Annotated in this window: 15 protein-coding genes; 4 read left to right on the top strand and 11 right to left on the bottom strand. The window is 48.5% G+C overall.

Annotated features, from left to right (window positions below):
• Nucleotides 1-237: 237 nt before the first annotated feature.
• Nucleotides 238-1,680, bottom strand: coding sequence for a catalase (locus SDE_RS04385; protein ID WP_011467313.1), 1,443 nt, complete (start codon nucleotides 1,678-1,680; stop codon nucleotides 238-240).
• A 234-nt stretch (nucleotides 1,681-1,914) separates the two neighbouring features.
• On the opposite strand from SDE_RS04385, the gene SDE_RS04380 reads away from it, so the two are divergent.
• Genes SDE_RS04380 through hemL form a run of 3 tightly spaced genes read left to right on the top strand, consistent with a single transcriptional unit; the run spans nucleotide 1,915 to nucleotide 4,742 of the window.
• Nucleotides 1,915-2,766 (top strand): hydroxymethylpyrimidine/phosphomethylpyrimidine kinase, encoded by an 852-nt coding sequence (locus tag SDE_RS04380; protein WP_011467312.1) that lies wholly within the window; start codon nucleotides 1,915-1,917, stop codon nucleotides 2,764-2,766.
• Entirely contained in the window at nucleotides 2,766-3,419 is a 654-nt protein-coding gene (gene thiE, locus SDE_RS04375) for a thiamine phosphate synthase (RefSeq protein ID WP_011467311.1), read from the top strand. The genes SDE_RS04380 and thiE overlap by 1 nt, the downstream gene beginning before the upstream one ends.
• Nucleotides 3,420-3,470: 51 nt before the next feature.
• Nucleotides 3,471-4,742, top strand: coding sequence for a glutamate-1-semialdehyde 2,1-aminomutase (gene hemL, locus SDE_RS04370; RefSeq protein ID WP_011467310.1), 1,272 nt, complete (start codon nucleotides 3,471-3,473; stop codon nucleotides 4,740-4,742).
• A 95-nt stretch (nucleotides 4,743-4,837) separates the two neighbouring features.
• Here hemL and SDE_RS21155 read toward each other — a convergent pair whose 3' ends face one another.
• The 7 genes from SDE_RS21155 to SDE_RS04335 form a co-directional block, all read right to left on the bottom strand.
• Nucleotides 4,838-5,203: a tetratricopeptide repeat protein gene (locus tag SDE_RS21155; RefSeq protein ID WP_011467309.1), complete on the bottom strand. Its 366-nt coding sequence runs from the start codon at nucleotides 5,201-5,203 to the stop codon at nucleotides 4,838-4,840.
• Nucleotides 5,203-7,536 carry a penicillin-binding protein 1B gene (gene mrcB, locus SDE_RS04360; protein WP_011467308.1) on the bottom strand — a complete coding sequence of 778 codons (2,334 nt, stop codon included), beginning with the start codon at nucleotides 7,534-7,536 and terminating at the stop codon, nucleotides 5,203-5,205. The genes SDE_RS21155 and mrcB overlap by 1 nt, the downstream gene beginning before the upstream one ends.
• A 297-nt stretch (nucleotides 7,537-7,833) precedes the next feature.
• Nucleotides 7,834-9,960 carry a vWA domain-containing protein gene (locus tag SDE_RS04355; RefSeq protein ID WP_011467307.1) on the bottom strand — a complete coding sequence of 709 codons (2,127 nt, stop codon included), beginning with the start codon at nucleotides 9,958-9,960 and terminating at the stop codon, nucleotides 7,834-7,836.
• Entirely contained in the window at nucleotides 9,957-10,556 is a 600-nt protein-coding gene (locus tag SDE_RS04350) for an RNA polymerase sigma factor (protein ID WP_011467306.1), read from the bottom strand. Before SDE_RS04350 ends, SDE_RS04355 begins: the two co-directional genes overlap by 4 nt.
• A 163-nt stretch (nucleotides 10,557-10,719) precedes the next feature.
• Nucleotides 10,720-11,877: a glycoside hydrolase family 43 protein gene (locus tag SDE_RS04345; protein ID WP_011467305.1), complete on the bottom strand. Its 1,158-nt coding sequence runs from the start codon at nucleotides 11,875-11,877 to the stop codon at nucleotides 10,720-10,722.
• A 290-nt stretch (nucleotides 11,878-12,167) separates the two neighbouring features.
• The gene (locus SDE_RS04340; protein WP_011467304.1) at nucleotides 12,168-12,518 is read right to left on the bottom strand and encodes a UDP-3-0-acyl N-acetylglucosamine deacetylase; all 351 of its coding nucleotides are present in this window, start codon (nucleotides 12,516-12,518) and stop codon (nucleotides 12,168-12,170) included.
• Complete coding sequence (locus tag SDE_RS04335) at nucleotides 12,508-14,802, bottom strand: DUF1631 domain-containing protein (RefSeq protein ID WP_011467303.1); 2,295 nt, start codon at nucleotides 14,800-14,802, stop codon at nucleotides 12,508-12,510. Before SDE_RS04335 ends, SDE_RS04340 begins: the two co-directional genes overlap by 11 nt.
• A 318-nt stretch (nucleotides 14,803-15,120) precedes the next feature.
• Between SDE_RS04335 and SDE_RS04330 the strand changes: the two genes are divergently transcribed.
• Nucleotides 15,121-16,107 (top strand): adenosine kinase, encoded by a 987-nt coding sequence (locus tag SDE_RS04330; protein ID WP_011467302.1) that lies wholly within the window; start codon nucleotides 15,121-15,123, stop codon nucleotides 16,105-16,107.
• Nucleotides 16,108-16,206: 99 nt separating this feature from the next.
• On the opposite strand, the gene SDE_RS04325 is transcribed toward SDE_RS04330, so the two are convergent.
• From SDE_RS04325 to SDE_RS04315, 3 genes are read right to left on the bottom strand one after another with little or no spacing between them, the layout of a single operon-like run.
• Nucleotides 16,207-17,280 carry a DUF2333 family protein gene (locus SDE_RS04325; protein ID WP_011467301.1) on the bottom strand — a complete coding sequence of 358 codons (1,074 nt, stop codon included), beginning with the start codon at nucleotides 17,278-17,280 and terminating at the stop codon, nucleotides 16,207-16,209.
• An 8-nt stretch (nucleotides 17,281-17,288) separates the two neighbouring features.
• On the bottom strand, nucleotides 17,289-17,726 hold the full coding sequence (locus SDE_RS04320; protein WP_011467300.1) for a copper chaperone PCu(A)C: 438 nt from the start codon (nucleotides 17,724-17,726) through the stop codon (nucleotides 17,289-17,291).
• Between the two features lie 42 nt (nucleotides 17,727-17,768).
• Entirely contained in the window at nucleotides 17,769-19,697 is a 1,929-nt protein-coding gene (locus SDE_RS04315) for a bifunctional diguanylate cyclase/phosphodiesterase (RefSeq protein WP_011467299.1), read from the bottom strand.
• Between the last annotated feature and the right edge of the window lie 33 nt (nucleotides 19,698-19,730).

The following is a 19,730-nucleotide window of genomic DNA, read 5'->3' as shown; positions in this document are numbered from 1 at the left end:
TTCGCCATGGATGGCGATGTTAGAGCAACGCAGGAGCAGTTGCCGAGACGAATTGAGCAAGTTATAGGGACATATTCATACGTTTTTTGAGCTTTCACCCTAAGAATTTACGGATTTCGAAGGATTAAACTCTCCGCAAAATTTAAAGTGGGGTTTATCAATAAACTGAGGGTGCAAATTGCACCCTTTTGTTTACTTAGAAAGTTAGCCAGTTTTTAGCTAATCATTAAATTGCCACTAGGCCTTTAACGCTGCTCGAATACCTGCGCCATAGGCTGGGTCTACTTTATCGAATAGGGCTAATTGCTTATCGATAATATTTTGTGGCACACCTTGCATAGCACCGGCAATATTATTAAATAAACGCTGCTTCTGCCCATCGTCAAACAAATTAAACAATGCCGCTGGCTGACTAAAATCGTCGTTACCTTCACGGTGGTTATACCTGTCGGCATCGCCACTTATTTTTAGTGGTGGCTCGGCCACATCTGGGTTTTGTACTGCGCCACCAAATGAATTGGGTTCGTAGTATGCATCGGTGCTGCCACTTTTATTACCAAAGAAATTCATCGAGCCATCTTTATGGTAATGGTGCACTGGGCATTTAGGGGCGTTAACCGGTAGCGCTTCGTAGTGAGTGCCTATTCTATAACGGTGCGCATCGGCATAACTAAAAATACGCGCCTGTAATACTTTGTCGGGCGAAAAGCCAATGCCCGGTACCACATTCGATGGCGAAAACGCAGCTTGCTCTATTTCGGCAAAATAGTTTTCGGCATTGCGATTTAACTCCATTTCACCTACTTCGATTAACGGGTACTCGCTGTGCGGCCATACTTTGGTAAGGTCGAACGGGTTGTAGGATGTTTTCTCTGCATCCGCTTCAGGCATAATTTGCACATTTACCGTCCACTTGGGGTAATTGCCGTTTTCTATCGCACTGAACAAATCTTCTTGCGTAGATTCGCGCGTTTTACCCACCACCTTTTCTGCTTCTTCGTTTGTCCAATGCCTATGGCCCTGCTGGGTTTTAAAGTGAAATTTCACCCAAAAACGCTCGCCGTCATTATTCCAGAAAGAAAACGTGTGTGAACCATAACCATTAATGTGACGCACATCGGTTGGCAAGCCGCGGTCGCTCATCAAAATGGTTATTTGATGTAATGATTCAGGCGACTGTGACCAGAAATCCCACATCGCCGTTGGCGAACGTAAATTCGTTTTTGGGTGACGCTTTTGCGTGTGAATAAAGTCGGGGAACTTTAACGGGTCGCGAATAAAAAACACTGGCGTGTTATTGCCTACTAAATCCCAGTTGCCTTCTTCGGTGTAAAACTTTACCGCAAAACCGCGCACATCGCGCTCGGCGTCCGCAGCGCCCAATTCACCGGCAACGGTAGAAAAACGCGTCAATAAAGGTGTTTGCTTGCCTACGGTGTCAAAAATTTTGGCGCGAGTATATTTGCTAATATCTTTGGTTACGGTGAAAGTACCAAAGGCACCCCAGCCTTTTGCGTGCACCACGCGCTCGGGAATGCGCTCACGATTTTGATGGGCGAGCTTTTCTAGTAATTGATAGTCTTGCATTAATACTGGGCCACGTGGGCCAGCGGTTTGACTATTTTGGTTATCTGCTACTGGGCTGCCAGCAGAGGTTGTTTGGTACGGACACTTGCTCATAATTAACCTCTTTTTATAGTGAGTGACTTGCGTGCACTGAATTACATCTCGTTAAGCGTAGTAAATTTTCTTAACCAACGCAGACAGTGTAGGTAAAAGCTACCAAACAATAAAAACAATATTATTAAAGCAGGCAATAGAGTTTAACTATACACAAGTGCGACGTGTTAGCTGCAGGCAAAACTCACCCTGTGCTAGACTCTGTACTTAAGCATGTATAAGGGAATAACGATAATGATGCAGTATTCAACTAGCGCCAATCCGCCCGTAATACTTACGTTTTCTACCCTAGACCCATCCGGTTGCGGGGGCATTCAAGCCGATATAGAAACCGCCATTAGCTTAGGCTGCCACTGCGCCCCCGTGGCAACATCTATGTGTACATCTGGGTTTTCCGATGAGCTCGATGTGCTCCCCGTTGAAGCGCCACTGCTTATTGAACAGGCGCGCTCCATATTGGAAAACATGGATGTGAAAGCCATTAAAATAGGCTACTTAGGCTCGGTAGCAAACGCCGAAGCCATTCACACCATTATTCGCGACTACCCCGATATTCCCGTTATTGCTCACCCTGCTCTTTGCCTATGGCAACCCGACGCGCCCGAGCAAGCTGGCTTAGACGAAGCCTTTAGCACCTTAATTGCCCCGTTCGCCGATATCGTTAACCTTACACTCCATGAAGTACGCACCCTTGTACCGCAGGCCGACACGGTGGATGCCGCCGCTCACGCTTTTATCGCTGCCGATGCAGCCGGTGAAGTTTTTATTAGCGGCACAGGTAAAGAGCACCAGCAATTTCAAAACAGTTTGTACAACGAGCGCGGTTTAGTTCGGCATTACCGCTGGGAGCAAGAGCCGCCCTCCTGCCACGGCGCCAGCAGCACATTGGCATCTGCAGTGGCGGCTTACCTCGCTCACGGCAGCAGCCTTACTCAGGCGATAGAACAAGCGCAAAACTTTACTTGGCAAGCGATGCGCACTTCGCGCCAATTAGGGTTTGGCAAACGCACTCCGCACCGCTTATATTGGGCCGACCCCAATATAGATAGCCCAGAAGAATGGCCCGCAGAGAACGCAAAACACTAATGCCCCACAACAAACACACCGTTTACGCAATTACCGACGCCACCCTTATGCCCACCACCGCCAGCCTATGCCACCGCGTAGAGTTGGCGCTGCGAAGTGGCGTTACATGGCTGCAGTACCGCGACAAAAGCAGCAATACGTCAAAACGCAGCGAACAAGCCCAAGCGCTTAAAGCCCTGTGCCAAACCTATAATGCAAAATTAATTATTAACGACGACACAGCACTGGCAAAACAAGTGGGCGCAGATGGCGTGCACCTAGGGCAAACCGACGGCTGTATTGTCAGCGCCCGCGAATTACTGGGGCCGCAGGCCATTATTGGCTCAACCTGTCACGCTTCGCTCGAACTCGCCGAGCGCGCACTCGCACAAGGCTCAAGTTACGTAGCTTTCGGTCGTTTTTTTGCATCTAACACCAAACCCAACGCCGCTCCTGCACAACTTAGCTTACTGGCACACGCACAGCAGAAATTCACTTGCCCAATAGTGGCCATAGGCGGCATAACCCCCAGTAATGGTGCGCAACTTTTGCACGCAGGTGCAACCACCCTCGCCGTATGCCACAGTCTTTTCGCCGACGATAATGTAGAATACCGCGCAAAATGTTTATTAGGCTTAACGCCTAATGCGGAAGACGCGCTTGTAACCAGCTAGACACCGCTCTCCGCCCACCCAATTATTCCATTTACACAATAAGGTAGTGCTATGTCACAAGCATTTGAGAACGCCCAGCAATATATTCCAGGCGGAGTAAATTCACCGGTACGCGCATTTAAAGCCGTGGGCGGCGAGCCAGTGTTTATTAAGCGCGCAAAAGGCGCCTACCTTTACGATATAAACGATAAGCGCTATGTGGACTATGTGTTGTCTTGGGGGCCAATGATTTTAGGTCACGCGGATGACGACGTACTGGCCGCCGTAACAGAAAAACTACAATACGGCTTAAGCTTTGGCGCCCCTACCGAAATAGAAACCGAATTAGCCAAGAAAATCTGCAACATTATGCCGGGCATGGACAAGGTGCGCTTTGTTAGCTCTGGCACCGAAGCCACCATGAGCGCCATTCGCTTGGCCCGCGGTTATACGGGCCGCGATAAAATCATTAAATTTGAGGGCTGCTATCACGGCCATTCAGATTCGCTTCTTATTAAAGCGGGCAGCGGCGCGCTCACTTTTGGCGTACCTAGCTCGCCAGGTGTACCTGCCTGCTTAGCCGAACACACAGTGACGCTTACCTACAACAACATTGAACAAGTGAAACAAGCGTTTGCTGAAATAGGTGACCAAATTGCCTGTGTAATTGTGGAGCCCGTTGCCGGTAACATGAACTGCATTCCACCTATTGCTGGCTTTTTAGAAACGCTGCGCGAAGAGTGCACCAAGGCAGGCAGCCTATTAATTTTAGATGAAGTAATGACCGGCTTTCGCTTAGGTATTACCGGCGCACAGGGTTACTACGGCGTGCAACCAGACATTACCACCCTAGGTAAAGTAATGGGCGGCGGTATGCCTGTAGGGGCGTTTGGCGGCAGCAAAGAGGTGATGGACTACATAGCACCAACAGGCCCCGTGTACCAAGCAGGCACCCTTTCGGGCAACCCTGTTGCCATGGCGGCAGGCCTAGCCACCGTACAGAAATTAGAAAACCCAGATTTCTACGCCCCACTTTTCGCAAAAACCAAAACCCTATGCGAAGGTATTCAAACCTTGGCGAAAGAAGCAGGCATTCCACTTACCGGCAATTACGTTGGCACCATGTGGGGTTTATTTTTTACAGAGGAAGAAAAAGTAACCAACTACCAACAGGTAATGGCTTGCGATATTCCACGCTTTAATAAGTTTTTCCACGGCTTACTAGAAGAAGGCGTTTATATTGCACCCGCCTCTTACGAAGCAGGCTTCCTATCTGCCGCACACACAGACGCAGATATAGACTTCACCCTGCAAGCCGCAAAAAATGTGTTTGCACGTATTTAAGAGATACCTGCGAACTGTAGACTGCAAGCTGTAAACTAAAAAAGGGGCCCATATAATCTGCGCCCCTTTTTATATGCTCCCACACTGCTTAAAACTTAAAGCACCAAGCCATCAATAAACCTATCTATTTGCGCGCGCATTTTATCGGTGCTGGCGTAGGAGCGCGCGCGTTGGGCGAAGCTTTTGGCTTGGGATGATTGCCCTTGCCATTTGTGCACTACGGCTAATTCAAACCACAAATACGGGTTGCGCGGCTCGATGCGCAAAGCGCGCTCTAGGGCAGATTCTGCCAGCGCATATTCGCCATATTCATTATTTTGTTTTGCCTGAGCGAGTAAATCCATAACCGCTTGGTTATTAGATTCAGGCTCATGCACACCGGCATTAATGGTGTTGTAGTTAGCGCACCCCGATGCGCCTAACATTGCCGTTAAGGTTAATATGCACCATGCTTTTCGCATTAATCTTTTCCAAATAATTTGTTAAACCAAGACTTTACCTTGCGCCCAGTTTTAGCACCGCAGTAGTCGGCATCGGGCAGCGATTTAGTGTGAAAAGGCAAAGTAAAAGTATTATTGCAGTTATCGCGCGCAACAAACCCGTCGCGATGACTGATGGGCACGTAGTCTACATTTTCTGGTGCCGCAGCGTTAAGGGGTTCGAGCGACAAATTTTTCATAATGTCGCCCCAAATTCTTAGTGCGCCGCTGGCACCGGTAAGTTTTATCGGCTCGTTTTTATCGTTACCAACCCACACCACCGCTACGCGATTACCGGTAAAACCCGCAAACCAACTATCGCGCAAGTCATCCGTTGTACCGGTTTTGCCGGCTGCGTGTATATCATCAGCAATATAATTCAGCACGCCGGTGCCGGTACCGCGCGCAACCACCTGCTGTAAACCTGCCACAATTAAGTGGTTGGCGGTGGGGGTTACCACTTGCTCTACGCTAAGGTTGTAACGATTAAGCGGCGCACCATTTACTGTGGTTACCTCGCGAATTGCGCGAAACGGAGTTTTAAAGCCCCCACTCGCTATGGTGTGGTACATCTGTGTTATTTCGTAAGGCGTAAGGTGCACGGTACCCAGCAAACTAGAAGCATAGGTAGGCAGTGACTTTTCTACCCCAAGGTTGGCCACGGTGCGCATAACGTTATCTACACCTATTTGCGTACCCAAACGCGCCGCCGACACATTGTACGATTTAGCCAGTGCCAACCAGAGCGGCACCGTACCGTGAAACTCGTGATCGTAGTTTTGCGGGCGCCAAGGTTCTATGCCCGGCTCACTCCACTCGAAGGGGCTGTCATCTAATGGCGTTGCCAAGTTGTAGTGTTCAATATCTGCCAGTGCGGTTAAATAAATGGCGGGCTTTATAAGCGAGCCAATTTGACGGGACGCATCTAACGCGCGATTAAAACCTTGGTAATGACTATCGCGACCGCCCACAACGGCTTTTACTTCGCCGTCGTGCACGTTGGCTATTATCACCGCGCCCTGCAAATGGCTATGCGGCAAGCTGCGCGCTTTTTCTAGCTGCTGCAAATTCTTCGTTAATTGTTGCTCGGCGACTTTTTGCTCGTAAGGGTCGAGCGTAGTGAAAATGCGCAAGCCTTCAGATTGCAAATCGGTTTCGCGGTAATCGCGTTTTAACTGACGCACCACCAATTGCATAAATGCGGGGTGACGCGATTGCCCCAAGCCCGGCAATTCACTTATGACTAAGGGCTGCAAAACTTGTTGCCTGTAGGTGCTATCGCTAATGTAATTTTGATCGGCCAGCGCATTTAACACCAAGTTGCGGCGCTCAGTTGCGCGCTTAGGGTGCTGGCGCGGGTTGTAATAGGCTGGCCCTTTTAGCATTCCCACCAACAGCGCTGCTTGATGAGGTTCTAAATGTTCAATAGGGCGCGAGAAATAAAACTGGCTCGCCAAACCAAAGCCGTGAATAGCGCGGTTGCGATCTTGCCCAAAGTACACTTCGTTGAGATAGGTTTCTAAAATATCGTCTTTACTAAAATGCAGCTCTAGCAAGATTGCCATAAGCATTTCTTTTACTTTGCGCTCTATGGTGCGCTCGCGTGTTAAGAAAAAGTTTTTGATTAGCTGCTGGGTAATGGTGCTGCCGCCCTGCACGCGCTCACTGGTAATTAACGTGGTTGCAGCGCGCAATATGGCTTTGGGGTCCACCCCGTGATGCTGATAATAGCGTCTGTCTTCCACGGCTATTAGCGCATCAATAAGCACTTGTGGCACTTGGTGCAGGCGTACAAGTTCTCTATCTTCACCGTGATTGGGGTAAATACCGCCGATGGTTATTGGGTCTAAACGCACAAGGTTAAGCGGTGCTAGCTCGCTTTTATTTTTTAAACTGCGCACTTGCCCATTATTAAGGGTGAGCTGTATATGACTTGCTTGCTGCTCGCCATCCCAAAAGGTAAAAGGGCGTATGTATATATCAAACTGATCGCGCGTGCGGCTAAACTGCCCCGCTAAAACTACATTTTCTACCGGTTTGTAGCCTAACTCTTTTAATTCTGCCTGCAGCACATCGGCATTTATTTTTTGCCCCACATACAACTCTAACGGCCGAGCATACACCTTGGCAGGCAAAGCAAAGCGCTTGCCCTCAAATTGTTGCACCACAATGCGATCGAGATAAACCAAGTAAATACTAAAAGGTATAGAGAAACCCACACCAAGCAAAAAGACAATGCGCAATAAGCGACGCCAAAGCGGACGGCGGTGGGTTTTACGAGGTTGGGCCTTACGGGGCGAGGTTTTACGGGGCAAAGTAACTCCAAGGTCAGTAGGTGTAGTTATAGCTAACAGCTAACAGCTAACAGCTAACAGCTAACAGCTAACAGCTAACAGCTAACAGCTAACAGCTAACAGCTAACAGCTAACAGCTAACAGCTAACAGCTAACAGCTAACAGCTAACAGCTAACAGGGTGAAGCTTACAGTATGCGTTGGTGGGTTTGTAAATAGCTGGTATTAATTTAATTGGTTTTGTGATGAAGGGTGGCTTGCTGGCCTAAACGCCCGAAACGATACTCGGGCGTTTAGGTTTATCGTCAATGGGGTTTGCTTAGCGTAGTAGGTCGTCTGCTAGTTCTGCTTTGCGCACCAGCTGTACAAATTCTGTTCTGTAGCCATATTCATCGCTGCCTTTGCTGGCTTGTGCAAGAGCAATGATGTCGTGGTAGCTGTATTTGTTTAAAAAGTTACTGCCCTTTAGTTTTTGCGCATAGGCGGCTACAGCTACCGAAAAATTAACCTCTTGCATAAGTTCGGCGGGTACTAGCGGTTGCTGTTGCAGGATGGGCGCCTCGATTAAACGCGAGGTATCTTCGCTGGGTAGCTTGTAGCGCAATTTAAAGAAACCGTACTCAGCATTGGTCGGCGCTTTGGCTTTTTCTTTTTGTGCATAGCGCGATTCATCAATTAATACTGCTGACGAGCCCACTGGGGTTATCTCGTAAATTGCGGTTACGGTATGGCCTGCGCCTATATCACCGGCGTCTACGGCGTCGTTGTTAAAATCTTCGCGGTTTAATGCGCGCGTTTCGTAGCCTATTAAACGGTATTCGGCCACGGTGGCGGGGTTAAACTCCACTTGAATTTTTACATCTTTGGCAATAGGAAACAGCGACGAAGACGCTTCTTGCACCAACACTTTTTGCGCTTCGCTTACGGTATCTATATACGCAGCTACGCCGTTGCCATTTTGCGCCAAGGTTTGCATTAAGTGATCGTTATAATTGCCTTGGCCAAAACCTAACACGCTTAAAAATATGCCTTTTTCGCGCTTGCGCTCTACAAAGCCCTGCAACGTTTCGTTATTGGTTGAGCCAACATTAAAATCACCATCGGTAGCTAAAATTACTCGGTTAACGGCTTTTTTATCAAAGTTAGCTTCTGCTAAGTCGTAGGCCAGCGCTATGCCAGCGCCACCCGCTGTAGAGCCCCCCGCTTGCAGGCGTTGCATGGCAGACAGTATTTTTTGTTTATCTTTCGCGGGTGTTGGTTCAAGCACCGTACCAGCTGCCCCCGCATAAACAACAATGGCTACGGTGTCGTCGGGGTTAAGGGTAGATAGCAACATCTCCATAGATTGCTTTACTAAGGGCAGTTTATCTTGCGAATTCATAGAGCCAGACACATCCAATAAAAACACGAGGTTGGTGCGCGGCTTTTGGTCGGGTGCAATGTCGTAACCTTTAAGGCCAATATGCACAAGTTTTTTGCCCTTCGCCCAAGGCGAATCTATAACGGTAATGTTTGGCTTGAACGGTGCAGTACTATCGCTAGGCAATGGGTAGTTGTAATCAAAATAATTGATTAATTCTTCTGCGCGAATCGCATCTTTTTCTGGCAAATAGCCGCTGTTAAGTTGGCGGCGCACAAACGAGTAAGAGGCTGTATCTACATCGATAGAAAAAGTAGAAACAGGTGCTTCAGCAACACTTTTTACGCTGTTTTCTTCTACGTGCTCAAATTTGTCATTGCCTTGTGGCGCAGGTGCGACAATTGTGTCGCCATCCACTGGCATACCAGCAATACGCTGGAGTGCTACTGCATTAGACTGATCCGGTAAGGCACCAATGTCTTGCGCGCGAATAGCGCTCACCTGCCTCTGGCTAGCGGCAGGCTTTTTACTTAGTTTTGCAGATTCTGCAGCCGAGCTGCGCATACCTGTTACCACAACTTCTTCCAACGCCGCGGAGGGCGGCACAGCCATCTCAGACTCTGCAACGTCGGCTATTTTGGTTTCGGCTTTCTCTTTTATCGTAACCGATGGTACTTGCACGCTATTATCTACAATTATTTGCTCGTCGCTACGCTGCCAAAATAGCGGAAATACAAGTACCAAACCGAAGGTAAGTACACAGGCTGATGCTAAGCCCATGGTAAAACTGCGCTGGGTTAATCGCGACATAATATTGCTCCTGTTGTTTTGTTTGTCGGTAGGACGACGCCAAAACAATAATCCTTGGAGCAAAGGTGAATTAATTTTACTTTTTTTAGTTTGCGCCGTTTCTGGCGCAGCCGTTTGCGACGCGCTCTGGGCTGTTTCCAAGTTGCTCTGGGCAGTTTGAGAGCTGCTCTGGGCAGTTTCAAAAGCTTGCATAGCAGCGCTTATAGCGCGGCGCTTGGCCTGTGGGCTGGGCGCGGGCGGGTCGAATTGATTTAGGTCTTTTTCAAAATCAGTCATGATGATTGCCCCCCATCTTCAGATGTGAGCCTTTTGCGTATTTCATGTATTCGCCAAGAAATGGTGGATTCTTTCACCCCCAAAATATCGGCGGCCTCGCGATGGTTAAAGCCTTCGCTGTGCACAAGTAAGGCGGTTTCGCGAAAGCCTTCCCCCATCTGGTCGATGCGGCTTAGTAGCTGAGAAAGGTAAATATGATGCTCTGCATTGGGGGCGTTTGCACTGGGTTCTGCATCGACGTGTGCGTGCTCATCGGCAGCATGGGTGTGACGCTGCTCGGCTTTTTGCCAATCTTTCGCGCAGTTAATCACTATGCGATACAACCAGCTGGTAAAGGCCGACTCAAACCGAAACTGAGCTAAGCGTTTAGCCAGTTTAATACACACCAATTGCGCTACATCTTCTGCGGCTGCAGCATTGCCACACCATTTGTAGGCAAAGCGATAAATTAGGTCGTAGTGATGATCTAACAGGCTTTCGAAAGCGGCTGCATTGCCGGCTTGCGCCTGACGAATCATTTCCTGTTGGTGAGCAACATCCATGCTTAGTATCGCATTGTTATTTTCGTAATCGGTATTGTAGCGTGCGCACAGCATTTACCCTAATCCCAGTATCGTTCCACCATGGTTTAAAAGTAGGACGACACCCAGCGTGAATTCCTTGGGTAAAAAATAAAATAGTGCGAGAAGTAAGCGGGTACTAGCCGCCGAGCGGCGGCTAGTAAAAGGCTAGCAATGCCATTAAGGCTATAAATTCATGTTACTTATAGGCATTAATGGTTTGGATAGTGCCATCTGGGTTGTGAGTTAGCTCTGTCATTTTCACGCTGCGCAAATGTGTTACACCACCGGAAAGCGAACTATCGTGGTAGAACAAATACCACTTACCTTTAAATTCAGCAATTGAGTGATGGTTAGTCCAACCAATAACGGGGTTGAGCACTACACCCTGGTAAGTAAACGGGCCGTATGGGTTATCGCCAATGGCATACACAATATAGTGGGTGTCACCGGTTGAATAGCTCAAGTAATACTTGCCGTTATATTTGTGTACCCACGCGGCTTCGAAGAAACGTCGGTCGTTATCGCCAGCTTTAATTAGCTCGCCATTTTCATCCAAAATTTGAATGTCTCTTAATGGCTCGGCAAAGCTTTTCATATCTGCACTTAGCTTGGCCATTTTAGGTAATAGCGCAGGCTCGTCATCCGCTGGGTATACATCTTCTGGGTTGTACTCACCGGTTGTCCAACGCTGCAACTGGCCGCCCCAAATACCACCTATGTACATGTAGTAGTCGTCGCCATCCTGAAATACGCTTGGGTCTATGCTATAGCTGCCGGGCATTGGCTCTGGCTCGGCTTTAAATGGGCCATAAGGGGTACTGCCACTGGCGACACCAATGCGGAAGATGTCATCCTTATCTTTCATGGGGAAATACAGGTAGTAAGTGCCGTCTTTTTCAGCCGCATCGGGCGCCCACAGTTGGCGACCAGCCCAAGCTACATCTTCGCGCGCAAGGGCTACGCCGTGATCGGTGACTTTGCCACCAGGCTCTTCCATGGAAAGCACGTGATAATCGCGCATATCGAAGTGATCGCCGTTATCGTTTTGCGGAATACCCGCTTCCACATCGTGCGATGGGTAAATATAAAGTTTGCCGTCAAACACATGGGCAGAAGGGTCTGCGGTGTATATGTGGGTAACAAGCGGGTCGTTAATTGGCTTGCCCTCAGGGCCTGGGCCGCCTATGTCGTGTGTTTGTTCTGCGGCAACTTCTGTATGGCCAGCGCTGTGGCTGCCTTCTGTTTGAGTTGCGGGGTTGTCTTTACCGCACCCCACAAGCGTTAGGGTTATAGCTGTGCCCGATAAAGCTAGGCCTAAGGTTGATAGTAAGCGCTTACGCGTATGTTCTGGCATGGTTTAGCTCTCCACCTGTTTTATTGTTGGCTACCGTACTCCCTCTCACCCGTTTAATGTTGCATGGTGTAGGTGAAATGAGCGGCAACACTTAGTAATAGTCAAAATTACTATAAATAAATCTCTTTGTCTACGAAAACTGATCGACAAGTATATGTGCCCCGCAATACGGGCCGTATCGAAAGCAGGAGCAAGAACAAGAAGGAGGCTTGCATTGAGATAGTAGATGGGTGCGTGCTATACGGCACAGCTAGAACAGAGACGCCAGCAGTAGCCTCAGTACAAAGGAGCTAACTGCTTAAGTCGTTGCCAATTAGGTTGACTACGGTTTTATCTGAATCACTAATATCGATTATATGGAACCCAGCCCAACATTGACTGTTGTCCCCCGAGGCATTTAGCCATAAACATTCTGCGCCTATAGAGAGGTTGCTTACATTATTTATTGGCTGGCTAAGCTCTAAGTGCAGTTGATAAATGTGGTTTTCTTGTACATTTTCATCGCCAAACAGCATAAAACCTTCGCAGTGAATATTAGCCAACTGGCCCAGCTTTTGGCCAGTAAGGCTATCGCGTACAACCACTTCCTGCTGTACGCCCACTCTGTCTAAGCGGCGACTATTCTGTTCTTTATTTATCATCTGGCTCTTCCTGCTTTTTGGATTCCGCCTGCTCGTTTAGCTTGTGGTAAATATTCTCAAGCGCACGCTCGAAAAAAGGTTTAGAGCTACCCGAAATAATTTTTGCTTTGCCTATAATCATTTGGCGGGCCATGTTCAAACCAGACATCATATCTACACGCTTACCCATTTGATCTACCAGCATGTAATGAGACGTGCGCGCGTTGTACCAGGCCACTTTTAAACGTTTGCCACCTTCAAATTCAAACCAAGTACCAAACTCAATCATTTTTAGGCTTTCAACCATTTGCGCTTCTTCTGGAGTGCAATCGGCTTTGCTCTCTTGTTTTGTACCCGCTTTTTCGGCCGCTATTTTTTCTAGCTTATCGCGCATTGGCGCGGGCGCAGGCTCGGCCTTTTTACTCTGTAGTGCGTGGCGAATAAGTTGCACTAACGCATCGAGTAATTTTTTACCCTTGGCTTGATCATAGCCTATGGTTTCTAAACCGTTTTCCACGGTTGCGGTAATATCGGGAATCATAGCCTTTTGACGCACTTTATCGGCGTCGGCATGTTCATGCTCGATACACCACAGTAAATCGTCGACTAATGTAATAGCACGCTGCCATTTCTCGGAGCGATCGCCATAGCGCAGTAGTGCAAACGAAAGGTAATCACTCCAAGGTTGCAGTAAGAACAACAGCACAGCAGATGGCAGCTCTTTACCTTCTGTGCGCGAACGCACTTCTTCGTTTACTTTAAGCTTTACTTCGCGCAGCTTTTCTTCGCCTTGGGCCTTTTCGGTGGCGCGCCGCTCCATAAGCTCTTGGCGACGAGTAATATTTTTGGTGTAGCTGCTAAATTCCATTAACAGCTCGGTAATAATGCGCACATCGTTATCGAAATCTTTAACTATGCGATCAACCGTATCTTTAATTTTGTTGTAAATGCCGTACTGTGAGGTGCCGTCGTTACCTACCCAGCGGGCACCAGCTTCGGCAAGGCTGTTAAGCAATACCCGCGCGGGATGCTCGGCTTGTTCGAAAAAGCCTGGGTCCACAAACGCTATTTTTAAAAATGGCGTGTGTAAATAGCTCAACATCGCTTTGACGTTATCGGGCAAATTCTCGTCATTTAACATGTACTCAAACAACATGCCCACCAAGTCGATTGTTTGCATACTGTTCTGATCGAAGGCGCCGTCTTCCCCCTCTTCTTCTAGCTCTTGGGCTAGCTGCTGGGAAAACATACTTATATCGACAGGTATAATCATGCCGTTTTCGCCCTGCACCGCAGGTGTACCGCCAGTGCGAGCCTGTAGAGCGCCAAGGGCTTGCAATATAGTTTCTGGGGCCAGCCCTGCTTGCCCAGGTTGCGCTTGCGCACCGGCAGCGCCGGCCATCAGCATTTGGTTTTGCAAACCGCGAATGGCATAGAGTAAATTGTTTTGGTAATCCTCTGGCGATAACTCCGCTTCTTGGCCAGAGCGCCCTTGGGCATCTTGCACTTGCTCTTGTGGGCTTGGTGCGGCGGAATCTTGATCATCCGCCAGTGCCGACTTGGGCGCGGCCCCTTGCGGCGCAGTAAACTTTAAATGCGGCAGAATGCCCTGCTGCTTTAAATAAAGGTTTAAGTCTTCACTTATTTGGCGCATAAGCGTAATAAGCTGATCGTCGTACAGCTTGTACGCCAAGTTCTTCACTTGGCCATCCATAGGTATTAAGCGAATAGCTTTACGCAGCGACTCGCAAAACTGAATGGGGGATGCAGGGTTGTTAGATTCCGTAACATGTTCACCGCCGTTCAACACTGCAAAGCGCTGGTTCAACGCCCACAGCGGTTCGGCAAAGTAAGATTCTGCGCGCTGAGTGATAGCCGAAATAGCAATCGTCTCTTCAAGCTCTTCATTACCTACAAGGGATAAGTTCTCTAAGTCCGCCTCATCGGCCACGCCAATATTGGTATTTAACTCGCGCTTTTTAAACTTTACGAAGCCCTCGGCCAAATAGCCGCAAAAGTAGCGCTCTAAATCTGCGTGATTTTGGCGCAACTGACGCTGCACCTCGCCCAATTCTTGTGCTTCTTGGTTAGTTTTAGCATTTTTGATTTCAACCGAGAGGGCGTCGTCTAACACTTTTAAATAGTTGTGAAAGGCTTCTTTAGAATGGTTAGCAGCTAAGCTTTGGCAGGCTTTTAGGTGGGATACCACAGCAGAGCTGGAAAGAGGCAATAGCAAATGCGCGGTCTCGCCATCATCCGACGTGGTAGTCGTGCCATTGTTTTTATCACGTATCAGCCTAGACATAAAACCCCTCTGGTGGCCCCTATTTGCTCGCGGCATAACAGCCTTGGCGAGCCAAACAGCAGCTTGAATACTTAAAACGCTAGTAAATAAAAGCTAGGTGGTTAGAATTGCACCTTTCTTATCGTTTTTAAGCAGTATAGTGAATATAGCTGGAATTCCGCGGCTCTGATTATATTTCGGCCACAATTGAACCAACTTCTAGCTAATTCACTGCCACTACTCATACTTTAGTGCAAAAATAATACCTTAGATGTAAGAAAGTGACACCTATTCTCACAAAATAACCATTGAAAGTTTTAAACGCAGGAAACCTTATTCATGCCCACATACCAAATATACGGCCTAGGCGCAGCGCTAGTAGATACTGAAATTGAAGTAACAGACCTAGACCTAAAGGATTTACGCATTGATAAGGGTGTAATGACCTTGGTTGATGAAGCCAGACAAGCGCAGCTTATACGCACCCTTTCCAAGCATGTTGCCGCATCTAAGCGCGCAAGCGGTGGTTCGGCTGCCAACAGCATTATTGCGGCAAGCTATTTTGGCGCTAAAACGTTTTATAGCTGCCGCGTCGCCAATGACGAGAACGGCAAGTTTTACCTTAACGACTTAGCCGAAGCCGGTGTGAGCTATTACGAAAAGAATGGTGAACCGAGTGGCACCACCGGTAAATGCTTAGTGTTTATTACCCCAGACGCCGAGCGCACTATGAACACCTTCTTGGGCATTAGCGAAACACTATCGGTAGATGATATTGATGAGCAGGCACTGGCTGAGTCTGAGTGGGCTTATATAGAAGGTTACCTAGTAACATCGGCAACCGGCCGCCCAGCCGCAATCAAGCTGCGCGAACTCGCCGAGGCCAAAGGCGTTAAAACAGCACTAAGCCTTTCCGACCCCGCCATTGTTAATTTCTTTAAAGATGGACTAGTAGAGATGATTGGCGACGGCGTAGACATGCTGTTTTGCAACGAAGCCGAAGCGCTGCAATACACCGGCTGCGATACCGTAGAAACAGCCGCAGAAGCGCTTAAGCAATGCGCCAAGGCCTTTGCCATTACCCAAGGCGCCAAAGGCGCACTGCTATTTGATGGCGAGCAGTTTATAACGGTTGCGGCACACAAGGTTACCCCAGTGGATACCAACGGAGCAGGCGATATGTTTGCCGGTGCTTTTTTATATGGCTTAACCAACAACATGAGCTTCCAACAAGCTGGCGACCTTGCTAGCAAAGCGGCCTCGGTAGTTGTATCTCAATTTGGGCCGCGCCTGCGCCCAGAACAACACAAAGAGCTGCTAGGCTAAACCCTATACTGGCACTAAAACTTTAGGCCTCATAAAAAAGCCCCTGATAGCTTAACTAACAGGGGCTTTTAATTTTAACGCTTGCGAATAAATTAAACGCTAACCTTGCGACAACAACTCGCGTAAATCAATAATGGCTGCATTGGCACGCGAGATATAGGAGGCCATAACCAATGAGTGATTGGTCAATACGCCAAAGCCGCTACCATTCAATATCATAGGGCTATATACCGTTTGCTGAGTGGCTTCTAATTCGCGAATAATTTGCTGGATGCTTACCCGCGCATTTTTCTTTTCTAGCACATCGGCAAAATCCACTTCTATTGCTTTTAACATGTGAATTAATGCCCAAGCACTGCCGCGCGCCTCGTAGAATTCGTTATCAATTCTGTTCCACGGTGTTTTTACAACCATCTCGCTCGGTGCACTGGTGGCTTGAGTTGCTTCAGAGTCGCCGGCTAAATCGGTATTTAATCGCTTTTGGCCAACACTGGCACTTAAACGCTGGGAAAGACTGCCCAAACGAGACTCGACAGTAGACAACCAATAGCGCAAGTTGTCGGCACGGGCATAAAACTGAGCATTTTGCTGATCTTCATCCACCAACCTATCTAAATAAGCTTGCAGATACTCGATACCTTCTTTGTACTGCCCCTCTGTGGGCGGCAGCAACCAACTGCGGTTATCAAAATTAAAGCGCGATTCGGCTAGCGCTAAGTCTTTATCTTCCGTGGACTGTGATTGCGAGCGAGAGAAGGCTTCGCGCATCGCTTTGTTCATATCGCGCACTTGTACAAGTACACCAAACTCCCAACTGGGAATATTGTCTAACCAAACACCGGGCGGAATAGCATCGTTAGAAAGATAACCGCCGCGCTTAGACAGCAAGGTATCGGATATGCGAATAAGCGTTGCCGTTGTCGCTACACCGGTAACAAGTTTAGTTTCGTCGCCAGCAACGCTTTCTAGTGCGTTATCGTGAACAGAAAACGGGGCAGGTTCGGTGCTCCAAAAAATACCGGTAATAAGCGCTATTACTAGCAGCGATACCAGTGCAGCCACACCGAGTTTAATCCAACTTTTGGATTCTACAGCTTCGTCACCAGAGCCTTGCCATAAACCCACTACCCGATCTTTAATTTTAACGGGCCACTGTACAACTTTATTTAACATGTTTACTCCTATCCTTGTGGTCGCACATCTACTGGCGCTTCAACGCGCTGGCCACCCTCAAACTCTATTACGAGCGTAAACCGGCTGCCGGCAGTGATGGGTTCATAAAAATCAAACACCATTAGGTGGTAGCCGCCGGGTTCAAATAGCTGTTTTTGCTTGGCGGGAATTTTTAAATGCTTCGCCTGACGCATTTTCATCATGCCATCTTCATGTATGTGCTGATGAACTTCAACTCTATCCGCAATGGTTGTATGGATATAGTTCACTACAATGGGGGACGAGGTTTGGTTTTCCAATACCATATAAATAGCCCCCACTTGGCTGCCCGGTACGGGGGGATACATAAACGCATTTTTAACAATAACACTTTCTGGGTTAGGCTTTTGTCCGCAGCCGGTAAAACCCACAAGAACCAAAATACACACGCCAATTAAACGAAACATAACACCCCAATGAGTTGCGCAGTGCAACACAGGCGTGCACCGCTAAATTTTTGTAGGCTCGGCAAACAGGTAACCCTGCCCCACTCCAACGCCAAGTTCCCCAAGTACGCGCCATTCCGCGGAGGTTTCCACCCCTTCGGCAATCACTTCAATATCACAACTTTGTGCAATTTGTACCAGATTGCGTACATAAAACTGATTTTGCTTGTGGCTATCAATACCGGAAATAAAACGCCGATCTATTTTTACATAAGTTAACGGCAAATTCTGCAAACTACCCAACGCCGCAGGCATTAAGCCGAACCTATCCAGTGCAATGCGCACACCCCCAGCGGCCAGTTTGAATACAATTTCGGGCAAGCCACCAGTGCGCTTAAGTGCGCGCTCGGGTATTTCTATAACTAGTCTTGATGCACAAGGTGACGCCAGTATTTCTCGTTCCAACCACTCGGTAAACTCAAGGTTGAAAAGCGACATGGGCGACAAATTCACACCAAAACAGCGCCGCGACTGAGGATCAGATTGCGCTAAGTGCTGAGTAAGCGCAAGCAGTACCGAGCGATCCATTGCAGCTTCTAATTTAAATCGCTCTACAAGCGGCCAGAAAACACCCGCATTGATTAGATCATCGCCATCTTGAATGCGCGATAACACTTCTGCGTAAATCGGGCTTTCTCCACTGCGAGCCACAATGGGCTGGGCGTGCAGTGAAAGCAATTGGTTATTTATTACGTTTTCTAAGAAGGGGCGCCAGTCACCGGCTGCGCGCTGAATCGTTTTATTGCCCAGCGGCATAACCACCCATTCACCGTCGCCCAAACTGGTACTTTGGCGCAATGCCGCATCTGCGGTGCCCAGCAATGCAGGTAACGAATCCACTTGCGCGCTCACGGCTATACCCACATTAAATTTGCCAACTTCGGCAAACTCCAGCAATTTAATGCGGGTAACTAAATCGGTTGCGAGTGCGTTTAACTCTCGCTCGGCTACGCTGGGTACAAACCAGCAAAAATCGCAGCCGGTGCGGCGCGCCAAAATACTGCTGGGCCAAGCAGACGAGCAATGCTCTATGACTTTTGCTATTTGCTGCAACCAACCATCGCTTTTTTCGCGGCCATGCGTGTCGTTCAAGCTTTGCAAGTCCGCCACGTGCACTATTACCAATGCAGCCATACCGCCACCGTGGTCCGATTCCAACCACGCCTTTAGCTGAGCGTTAAATTCATCCCTATTTGGCAAGCCGGTAAGCGCATCAATAGACGCCTCTCGGCGCAGCTCTTCGGTAAGGTTTACCTGCTGCTGAAACATATCTTTTATTTTGCTCACCATGCGATTCATGGCCACAACCATTCGGCGCAACTCCGGCGTATTGGGCAACGTTTCCTGCACAGGGAATTCCTTGCGGCAAATAGCGTCGGCCTGATCTTCCAACCGCTTTAACGGGCGCAGTAAATACTTTAACCCCAAGCCGGCCAAGCCATAACACAGCACGGCGGTAAAAAAGAACAACCACAACTGCTCGGTAAACACCCGCCACAAATCGCGGTAGGCGTAGCCGGGGTGCGTTTGCACGCGCAGCTCCCCCAACCTAAACCAGCCCGACACCACCTCGGCGGTGCCCGCGCGCTGCGGAATCACAATCCAGTCTATAAACCACTGTGGCACACCTTCAATGCGAATTTCACGCGAGCGCGACACCACAACCTTGCCTTGCATATCGCTGTAGGTAATAGATTGGTAGTAGCCGCGATCAAAAATTACGTTAATCATCAGCTCTACTTGAGCGAGATCTTTATCTTTTGCGGCATGGGAAATAGTTAAACCAAGCGAGGTGGCGGTATCTTCTGCCAAAGCCTGTAACTGGTGAGAGAAATAGCTGCGAGCGTTGTACACCCCCACCACCACATTGGCAGCCAGCAGGGCAATAATCATTACAGTAATGGCTAGAACTAGCCGACGCAGAAGAGACACAGAACAGGAACCCTTATTGGTAATTTAAGCCCG

Origin of the sequence: Saccharophagus degradans 2-40, assembly GCF_000013665.1 — a bacterium.
Classification (GTDB): Bacteria; Pseudomonadota; Gammaproteobacteria; order Pseudomonadales; family Cellvibrionaceae; genus Saccharophagus; species Saccharophagus degradans.
The sequence above is the reverse complement of the archived record's forward strand: the minus strand, read 5'-3'. Positions and strand labels throughout refer to the sequence as shown.

Excerpts from the sequence above, each read along its gene's own strand:
- SDE_RS04385 (WP_011467313.1), bottom strand. The coding sequence starts at position 1,680 with ATGAGCAAGTGTCCGTACCAAACAACCTCTGCTGGCAGCCCAGTAGCA.
- SDE_RS04380 (WP_011467312.1), top strand. The coding sequence starts at position 1,915 with ATGATGCAGTATTCAACTAGCGCCAATCCGCCCGTAATACTTACGTTT.
- thiE (WP_011467311.1), top strand. The coding sequence starts at position 2,766 with ATGCCCCACAACAAACACACCGTTTACGCAATTACCGACGCCACCCTT.
- hemL (WP_011467310.1), top strand. The coding sequence starts at position 3,471 with ATGTCACAAGCATTTGAGAACGCCCAGCAATATATTCCAGGCGGAGTA.
- SDE_RS21155 (WP_011467309.1), bottom strand. The coding sequence starts at position 5,203 with ATGCGAAAAGCATGGTGCATATTAACCTTAACGGCAATGTTAGGCGCA.
- SDE_RS04355 (WP_011467307.1), bottom strand. The coding sequence starts at position 9,960 with ATGACTGATTTTGAAAAAGACCTAAATCAATTCGACCCGCCCGCGCCC.
- SDE_RS04350 (WP_011467306.1), bottom strand. The coding sequence starts at position 10,556 with ATGCTGTGCGCACGCTACAATACCGATTACGAAAATAACAATGCGATA.
- SDE_RS04345 (WP_011467305.1), bottom strand. The coding sequence starts at position 11,877 with ATGCCAGAACATACGCGTAAGCGCTTACTATCAACCTTAGGCCTAGCT.
- SDE_RS04340 (WP_011467304.1), bottom strand. The coding sequence starts at position 12,518 with ATGATAAATAAAGAACAGAATAGTCGCCGCTTAGACAGAGTGGGCGTA.
- SDE_RS04335 (WP_011467303.1), bottom strand. The coding sequence starts at position 14,802 with ATGTCTAGGCTGATACGTGATAAAAACAATGGCACGACTACCACGTCG.
- SDE_RS04330 (WP_011467302.1), top strand. The coding sequence starts at position 15,121 with ATGCCCACATACCAAATATACGGCCTAGGCGCAGCGCTAGTAGATACT.
- SDE_RS04325 (WP_011467301.1), bottom strand. The coding sequence starts at position 17,280 with ATGTTAAATAAAGTTGTACAGTGGCCCGTTAAAATTAAAGATCGGGTA.
- SDE_RS04320 (WP_011467300.1), bottom strand. The coding sequence starts at position 17,726 with ATGTTTCGTTTAATTGGCGTGTGTATTTTGGTTCTTGTGGGTTTTACC.